Genomic DNA, 7,940 nt, shown 5'->3' with positions numbered 1-7,940 from the left:
GTGCTCAGCGAGAACGGGTTCCTGCGGGCGCTCGGCTTGCTGGACGCGGTCGAAGGCGCGAAAATGACCCGGCAGTCGCTGATCGACCCATCGCGCATCGTTCCCCGTGCCTTCGACTTCCTGTCGCTGTTCGACGCCTTTGAAAGCGATAGCGAGCCCTATGCGTTTCGCGACCTGATCCTCGCCAGGAAATATGCCGGACTGCTGGCTGGTGGAGCCACATGGAGCGCGATCGCACGGTCGGTTCGCCGCTCGGGTGCTGTGGCCTCACTGAGCGCAATGTCGCTTCATGCCGACGGCAAGGATGCGATCTACGCCCGCCTAGGTGCTGATCTCGCCGAACTGGACGGCCAGCGGCTCTTGCCGCTCGAACGAACCAGCGACGCCGAGCTCGAAGACATGTTCGAGCTCGCCGAAGAGGCGGAAGAGGGTGGCAACTACGTCGAGGCGGCGGCACTTTATGCACGCTGCCTTGCTGCCGATCCGAGTGACAGTGTGGCTGCCTTCAACCGGGCAAACAGCCTGCGCGCGGCTGGCCTCAATCAGGAGGCGATGCAGACCTATCTCAGGGCGATCAAGCTCGACCCGAAATTCGTCGAAGCCTGGTTCAACCTCGGCGGCCTGTTTGCCGCCGAAGGCAAGGCGCATACCGCGCGGCGGCACCTCAAGAAGGCGGTGGCACTCGATCCGTTCTATGAGGACGCCGTGTTCAATCTCGCCAATCTCGAATATGAGGCCGGCGACCTTGCCGAAGCCAGGCGCTGGTGGTCGCTCTACCTCGAACTCGACGGCACCTCGGAATGGGCGAAGACCGCCGCCAAGGGCATCCAGTATGCCGATCTCCACCTCAAGGAACGAACGGCAAGCTAGATGGGCGTGAACTTTCTTTTCGACGGCGCGGAAGACGCACCGGTCACCGTGCTCCTGGCCCATGGGGCAGGTGCGCCGATGGACTCGGCATCGATGAATGCGGCAGCCAATGCTCTTGCCTTGGCTGGCTTTCGCGTGGCGCGTTTCGAATTCGGCTACATGGCGGCGCGGCGCCCCAAGGCCGGACGCAAGCCGCCGCCAAGGGCGGAGACGCTGAACCCCGAATACAAGGCAGCGGTCGAACAGCTCAACACCAAGGGGCCGCTGATCATCGGCGGCAAGTCGATGGGCGGGCGCGTTGCCAGCATGGTCGCCGACGAGCTGTTTGCGTCGGGCAAGATCGTCGGGCTGCTGTGCCTGGGGTATCCCTTCCACCCGCCGGCCAAGCCCGCGCAGCTGCGCACCAAGCATCTTGCGGCGCTCAAGACGCCGACGCTGATCGTGCAAGGCACGCGCGACGAGTTCGGCACGCTCGAGGAGGTTCCGAATTACGAACTGTCTGAAACCATCGAGCTGCTGTGGCTCGAAGATGGCGACCACGATCTCAAGCCGCGCAAGAGCATTTCCGGCTTCTCCGCCGCCGATCACCTGAAAACGCTGGGCGATTCCGTCGCCGCATGGGCCGCGCGGCTCTCCTGAACCCCGGATGAAGATCGCGACCTTCAACATCAACAACGTCAACCGCCGGCTCGAAAACCTGCTGGCGTGGCTGAAGGAGGCAAAGCCCGACGTGGTTTGCCTTCAGGAGCTGAAGGCGGCTGACACACAGCTGCCGCGTTCGGCCATCGAGGCGGCCGGTTATGGCGCGGTGTGGCTGGGACAATCGACCTGGAACGGCGTTGCGATTCTTGCGCGTGGCACCGAGCCGATCCCGACGCGGATGGAATTGCCCGGCGATCCCGACGACCGCCAAAGCCGCTACATCGAGGCGGCGGTCAATGGCGTGCTGATCGCCTCGCTCTATGCGCCGAACGGCAACCCGCAGCCGGGACCGAAATTCGACTACAAGCTGGCCTGGCACGCGCGGCTCAACGCCCATGCGGCGACGTTGCTTGCGGCCGACGTTCCGGCTGTGCTTGCTGGCGATTTCAACATCGCACCGGAGCCCCGCGACGTCTATCCGAGCAAATCATATGACGACAATGCGCTGGTTCAGCCTGAAAGCCGCGATGCTTTCCGGCAGCTGCTCAACCAGGGCTGGACCGACGCCATCGGCAAGACGTTTCCCGAGGATACGGTCTACACATTCTGGGACTATCGACGGAACCGGTGGCCGCGCGACGCTGGGCTCAGGCTCGACCATCTGCTGCTCAGCAAGAAGATGGCCAAGCGCCTGACCGGCACCAACGTGGATCGCGAGGTACGCGGCCGCGACGATGCGAGCGACCACGCCCCGGTCTGGATCAGCACGAAATAGGACGGTTTCAAGTCACCGGCTGTGGCTCGGGGAATGTCCACTTGCCGTCCAGAATTTCCTGTCGAGGACGGTAAAGCCGCACGGTGTAGTTCCAGCCCTTCATGATGGGCAGGCAGTTGGCGATCTTGCCATCGCAACCGCCGAACTGGATGGCGATCGAACCGTCGGCACCCTTCGTGGCCGTAATGTTGTTGACCGAGTAGGCGTCATACGGGTTTTTCTCGAAATAGCCCTCGGCGTTATAGAGGGTGACGGACCAGAAGCCATCGACGGGAACGTCCTTGACGTCGAGCTTGTAGGTCGTCTTGCCGTCATTGTTAGCCGGCGTAATGTTGAGGTAGGTCGCGTCCTTGTCGGGATTGCCGCCCCAGCCGGCCGCGGTTCCGATCAGGTGCCTGATGGGGTCGACCTCCTGCTTTGTGCCGAACGCCTTGCTGAAATCGGGTATGGTGGTGGCGAGAACCAGTAGTGCATCGCGCACCTTCTTCTGGCTCATCTGATCCCAATTGGGCGCCTCGAAGGTGCCGGGGCTTGCCTGTTCGGACTTGATGGCATCCTGGAGCGTATGAACCTGCTTGATGTCTTCCGGATCGGCGGGGTCGACGAGCGTGCGGATGGCGACAGCGACATAACGCGTGCCAACCTTCTCCTTGTCCAACGTATAGGAGCCAGCCCCGTAGACGACCTCGGGCACATAGTGATCCTCGTTGATCACCTGCATCGACATGAAACGTTTGCCGGCATCCGGCAACGTGATGGTTGCCGGGCCAGCGTCGAGATCGAATACCGCTGACGAATAGAGCGTGTCGCGGTTGAGGCGGATGACGGTCTGATTGTCGATCCGTGCCGGCTCGCGGCGGTGCACGAACTTGCCGATGCCGGCGGCGTCCTTGATCAATCCGCCAAAATAGAGGTCCGACTCGGCACGGACGAAGTTGTCGACGCCGACAGGCACGGTGTCAGCCGCCAGCGCCTGTGACGCGCCGATCCCTGCCAGAGCCAAGGCCAATGCCGTACGAAAGTTTGCCATATCAGTGGTCCTCGGTGCTCAGTTGACGTGTTTCAGTGCCGGAGCTTTCCATTTGCCGTCCAGTGCCTCCGGTTTCGGCCAGTAAAGGCGCATCACCGCGAAGAACGGGCCTTTTGGCGCCGGCAGCCAGTTGCTCTCTTTGTCGGCGCCGGGGGACTCGTTTTGAACGTAGAGTGTAATCCCCCCATCCGCATCCTGCTTGAGGTTGGGCAGCATCGGCGAATTGATCAGATAACGGTCGAGCGCATTTGCATAGAGCAGGCTCGCCGGCAGCTCATACAGCGTCAGTGACCAAAAGGCGTTGACCGGCGGCAACTGGCCGGGCGCGAAGCGGAGGGTGTAGCTGCTCGCGCCGTTTGTCGGCTTACCATCGGCGTCGACGAAATAGGCGGGATAGAACGCCTCCTCCTTCGAGTTGCCATAGATGCCGAGTGCTGCTCCCGACATGCGCTGCATGTAATCGTTCTTCAGGAACGCCCGCGTGCCGAAGGCATCGGCACTGGAGGCTTTTCCAGAGTCGATCTCGGTCTCCTTGTGCACCTTGAACGCGGCCCAGGCGTCAGTCATGCCGTCTGTCAACGCCTTTTGCGTCTCGGGAGGCAGTGCCTTGAAATCGAAGGTCTTGCCCGCGCCGRTATCGAGCCTGGCGAAGCGCTCCATAAGCTCCGTTTCGGAAGCGTTGGTCGGGGCAAACTGCAGAATGAAATTCAGGACGTTGAAGAACTCAGGCGAGGTCTTTTCGTCGGCCGCGCTCAACGGTTTGATGAAGTCGATGGCCGGTGCAGCGGCAGGCGCGGGCTGGCCAAGGAACTTCGACAGCGGCTCGACCTTGTAGCCGGACTGGATCTTCTTGACGTTGTCGATGTCGGCCGGATTGAACAACTGCGTGCGGTAGAGCACGAAGGCGAGTTCGGTTTCCGAGCGGATCACGCCCTTGACGCCGGCTGGCGTTTCGCCTTTCCAGTTGGGACCGGCGAGCAGGAAGCTGCCTTCCTCGTTGCCCGTAGCGCGGCTACCGACATAGGCGAAGTTGAATGTGTACTGGTCGATGAACTGGAGCGAATAATAGCGCTCCTTGTCGATCGCCGGCACGGTGAACACCAGAGGTTCGGCACGCAGGTCTGCGCCGACATAGGAATAGGGTGTGTCGGAGTTGGGCGTCTGGATCGCCTTGTCGTCGGGGGTGTAGACGCGCGCATTGTTGAAGATCGTGTTCCACGGCGCCTTGAATTCGGGGCCGCTGGTGTCGACGAAATAGGAATGCTGGATGCGGTAATTGTCGACCAGGGGGAAGCCGTAGATGGTGGCTTCCTTGGCGATGGCACGCGCCTCTTCCGGAGCGAGGGGCTGCGCGTGAACCGCGCCGGTGCTAGCGGCGGCGATGGCGGCCACACCTGCGGCGAAGAGCCGGGCACGCGCCCAGTCACCGACCTTGAATCCAGCGCGTCGAGCGAGCGCCTCCGAAGTTGGAGTCCACGATGTCATGACGTCTCCCCAGATACCAATTCACTTCGTTGCCAACATGCCCCTGGGGCATACTCGCCTGCCAAGCTAGTTCGCTCAATGTCGCCTTGTCACCCCCTCCAATTCTTTCGTCGGTGCATGGTTAGCGCATTCTTGAGCGCCCAAAACAAACGGGCGGCGCACGAAGCGCCGCCCGGAGTGTCCGATCATTGCCTCGGCGTCAGTTGGCTGCCGGCATCTTGCAGTCGGCGGCGTAGCTGTCGCTATGCGCCGTCAGAACCTTGGAGTCGGTCTTGAGCGCCATCTTGCCGTCGGCGCCCTTCTCGGCCCTGAGCGAGTACCAATTCTGCACCGGATGCTGGTTGGGGCCGAACTTGAACGAGCCGCGTACCGAAGGGATTTCCTGGGTCAGCAGCGCCTTTCGGAACGCCGGTAGGTCGTCGATGCCGGACTTTTCGAGACCCGTGCCGATCAGCAGCGCCGCGTCATAGCCTTGCGCGGCATAATAGGTGATCGGACGATCGCCGAACTTGGCGCGCCAGGCCTCGACGAAGGCCTTGTTGACCGGATTGTCGAAGTCGTCGTTCCAGTGGCTGGTGACCTTCACGCCGGCGGCAGCGTCGCCGACAGCCTGGACGATGACCTGGTCAAGCGAGGCCGGATGGACGACCATCGGGATGTCCTTGAGCAGGCCGGCCTGCTGGTACTGGCGCATGAAGGCGATGCCGAGGCCGCCGGGCTCGAACTCGTAGACGACGTCGGGCTTGGCGGCGCGGATCTGCGCCATTTCGGCGGCGAAGTCGGTCTGGTCGAGGCCGGTATAGGTCTCGCCGACAACCTCGCCCTTATAGAAGCGCTTGAAGGCGCCCATCGTTTCCTTCCCGGCCTGGTAGTTTGGCGCGATCAGGAAGGCCTTCTTGTAGCCGAGCGACTGGGCAAGCGCGCCAGCGCTTTCGCCCTGGCTGTCGTCCTGCCAGGAGCTGACGAAATAATTGGGGTGGCATTCCTTACCGGCGAAGGTCGCCGATGCGGTGTTGGCGCTGACATAGATCGCGTCGCCGTCGAGAATGTCGGGCAGTGCCGCGAAAGCGACGTTGGCGAAGACCATGCCGGTGAACAGCTTGATGCCCTGCTCGGACAGCATCTTGTCGGCGATCTGCTTGGCGTTCCCAGGCTTCAGCGAGTCGTCTTCGACCACCAGTTCGACGGCCTTGCCGCCGAGCTGGCCCTTGTTGGTGTCGATGGCAAGCTGGAAGCCGTCGCGGATGTCCTGGCCGAGATAGCCGGCCGGGCCCGAAAGCGTGGTGATCATGCCGATCTTGAGCGGGTCCTCGGCGTAGGCCGCGCTCATTGTCAGCGTCAGAAATGCAGCCGACAAAATTCCCTTGAAATGCATCAGGTCAGTCCCTCCAGGTGAATGTGCCCTGACCGATCCGGTGCGACTGCCGCGTCTCCCGATCGCGGTTTTGCGCAGCACCTTTGCGGCCAGCAAGACGAAATAAGACGAGGAGGCCGCAGCGATGCGCGCGATCAGGCAATTTATCCGGCGCAAGGACGATGAGCGCTAACGCGCCAGCCTTGGCACCGGTCCAGAGATCGCAGGCACAACACACTGCTCCTCCACGGTGTTGTCCAGCGCCAAAACTTGGCGCAATCGCAGGCCCGGTAAATGGAAAACTCGTCGCCTGGACATGACGAGCAGGAATATCGGCTGTTCGTTGATTGCTAATGCGTCATTGCGCGAGGTCGCGGGCGGTCCGGCGCAGCGTCTCGACCAGCACCTCGGCGGCGGGAGATAGTCGGGCATTGGTGCGGGTGGTGATGCCGATCGGCATGGCGGTGGCGCGCAATGTCACCGGCAAGATGGTGATGGCGCCGGAGGCTGCCTCGCGACGCGCGACCTGGGCGGGGAAGACGCCGAGATAGTCGGCGTCGATCAACAGCCCACGGTTGGTCAAAAGCGATACGGAATCCACCGCATGCGGCGGCGGCTCGAGCCCTTCCTCGCGAAAGGCGATGTCGATCTGGCGGCGCAGGCTGGTTTCCTGCGGCGGCAGGATCCATTCCCAGCCGATCAGGTCGGCGAGGCTGACATGCTTGCGCTCGGCGAGCGGGTGGCCGCGGCGGGCGACGACGCAGGCGATGTCGTCCATCAGCACCTCCTGCACCACGTTGAGCCGGTCTCGCTGTTCGGACAAGCGCCCGACCACCATGTCGAGTTCGCCGGCGCGCAGTGCCGGGATCAGCACGTCGTTGGTGCCTTCGACGATCTTGACCACCAGCTTGGGCCGCTCCCTGCGCAGGCGGGCGATGGCGGTGGGCAGCAATTCGGCCGAGGCCGAAAGCAGCGTGCCGATGGCGACACGGCCGCCGGTGCCGTCGCGCAGGTCGGCGAGATGCTCCTCGGCATGGGCAAGCTGGGTGATGACGAGGCGTGCGTGCTCGGCCAGCGTGTCGCCGAACATCGTCGGCACGACCCCGCGATTGGTACGGTCAAAGAGCCTTGCCTTGGTCAGTGCCTCGATTTCCTGCAGCGCCTTGGTGACGGCCGACTGGGTCATGTTCAGCCGCTTGGCCGCGCGCACGAGGTTGCCTTCCTCGACTATGGCCACGACCATGCGCAGATGGCGGATGGTCAGGCGGCTGGTCACGAGCTTCATTGCGGCATCATCCTCCCAATGATGATTGTGATTTTGATATTCCAAATCCTCATAGAAATATCCAGAGAATTCACTTGTTTGAATTTCCATTCGCTGGGACCTTGCCACGAGGAGGGGCTGGCGGCGTGAGGAACGTTGCCGGCTCATGGAGGTATTTGGGCCTGAGGTCGCACTTTGCGACCCGCGCAGCGGACGTCGGCAGCATGCCGCACGGGGAGGAAATTCACGACATGATGCAGAAGACCAGAGCCGGACGCCGCGCGGAAATAGCAGGCGCTGGAATTGGCGGCCTGACCACGGCTGCGGCCCTTGCCCAGCGCGGCTGGTCGGTGACCGTGCATGAACGCGCGCCGACACTCAGGACTTTCGGCGCCGGCATCTACATCTGGAGCAATGGCCTGCGCGTGCTGCAGGCGATCGGCGCCTACGACCAGGCGACGGTTGGCGCGCATATCGGTCCGCAGTTCCACACCCGCGACCACGACAACACGACCATGGA

General features: G+C 62.7%; 8 protein-coding genes. 4 read left to right on the top strand and 4 right to left on the bottom strand.

Annotated features, from left to right (window positions below; all coding sequences use genetic code 11):
• The 3 genes from AC1DWF_RS28310 to AC1DWF_RS28300 all read left to right on the top strand — a co-directional run.
• Positions 1-870, top strand: an 870-nt coding sequence (locus tag AC1DWF_RS28310) for a tetratricopeptide repeat protein (protein WP_476842328.1), incomplete at its 5' end; no start/stop codon positions are given.
• Positions 871-1,509 (top strand): alpha/beta hydrolase family protein, encoded by a 639-nt coding sequence (locus AC1DWF_RS28305; protein ID WP_476781599.1) that lies wholly within the window; start codon positions 871-873, stop codon positions 1,507-1,509. It abuts the gene before it with no gap.
• Positions 1,510-1,516: 7 nt separating this feature from the next.
• Positions 1,517-2,287 carry an exodeoxyribonuclease III gene (locus AC1DWF_RS28300; protein WP_476781598.1) on the top strand — a complete coding sequence of 257 codons (771 nt, stop codon included), beginning with the start codon at positions 1,517-1,519 and terminating at the stop codon, positions 2,285-2,287.
• A 7-nt stretch (positions 2,288-2,294) separates the two neighbouring features.
• On the opposite strand, the gene AC1DWF_RS28295 is transcribed toward AC1DWF_RS28300, so the two are convergent.
• From AC1DWF_RS28295 to AC1DWF_RS28280, 4 genes are all read right to left on the bottom strand, one after another.
• Positions 2,295-3,317 carry a DUF1214 domain-containing protein gene (locus tag AC1DWF_RS28295; protein WP_476781597.1) on the bottom strand — a complete coding sequence of 341 codons (1,023 nt, stop codon included), beginning with the start codon at positions 3,315-3,317 and terminating at the stop codon, positions 2,295-2,297.
• An 18-nt stretch (positions 3,318-3,335) separates the two neighbouring features.
• The gene (locus tag AC1DWF_RS28290) at positions 3,336-4,802 is read right to left on the bottom strand and encodes a DUF1254 domain-containing protein (protein ID WP_476842327.1); all 1,467 of its coding nucleotides are present in this window, start codon (positions 4,800-4,802) and stop codon (positions 3,336-3,338) included.
• 199 nt (positions 4,803-5,001) lie between these two features.
• On the bottom strand, positions 5,002-6,177 hold the full coding sequence (locus AC1DWF_RS28285) for an ABC transporter substrate-binding protein (RefSeq protein WP_476781595.1): 1,176 nt from the start codon (positions 6,175-6,177) through the stop codon (positions 5,002-5,004).
• Positions 6,178-6,514: 337 nt separating this feature from the next.
• On the bottom strand, positions 6,515-7,441 hold the full coding sequence (locus tag AC1DWF_RS28280) for a LysR family transcriptional regulator (protein ID WP_476788147.1): 927 nt from the start codon (positions 7,439-7,441) through the stop codon (positions 6,515-6,517).
• A 230-nt stretch (positions 7,442-7,671) separates the two neighbouring features.
• Between AC1DWF_RS28280 and AC1DWF_RS28275 the strand changes: the two genes are divergently transcribed.
• Positions 7,672-7,940, top strand: a 269-nt coding sequence (locus AC1DWF_RS28275; protein ID WP_476842326.1) for an FAD-dependent oxidoreductase, incomplete at its 3' end; no start/stop codon positions are given.

Source organism: Aminobacter sp. P4_D5 (assembly GCF_056401815.1).
Note: the sequence above shows the minus strand (reverse complement) of the source record. Positions and strands in the feature narration are given on the sequence as shown.

Excerpts from the sequence above, each read along its gene's own strand:
- AC1DWF_RS28300 (WP_476781598.1), top strand. The coding sequence starts at position 1,517 with ATGAAGATCGCGACCTTCAACATCAACAACGTCAACCGCCGGCTCGAA.
- AC1DWF_RS28305 (WP_476781599.1), top strand. The coding sequence starts at position 871 with ATGGGCGTGAACTTTCTTTTCGACGGCGCGGAAGACGCACCGGTCACC.
- AC1DWF_RS28280 (WP_476788147.1), bottom strand. The coding sequence starts at position 7,441 with ATGAAGCTCGTGACCAGCCGCCTGACCATCCGCCATCTGCGCATGGTC.
- AC1DWF_RS28295 (WP_476781597.1), bottom strand. The coding sequence starts at position 3,317 with ATGGCAAACTTTCGTACGGCATTGGCCTTGGCTCTGGCAGGGATCGGC.
- AC1DWF_RS28285 (WP_476781595.1), bottom strand. The coding sequence starts at position 6,177 with ATGCATTTCAAGGGAATTTTGTCGGCTGCATTTCTGACGCTGACAATG.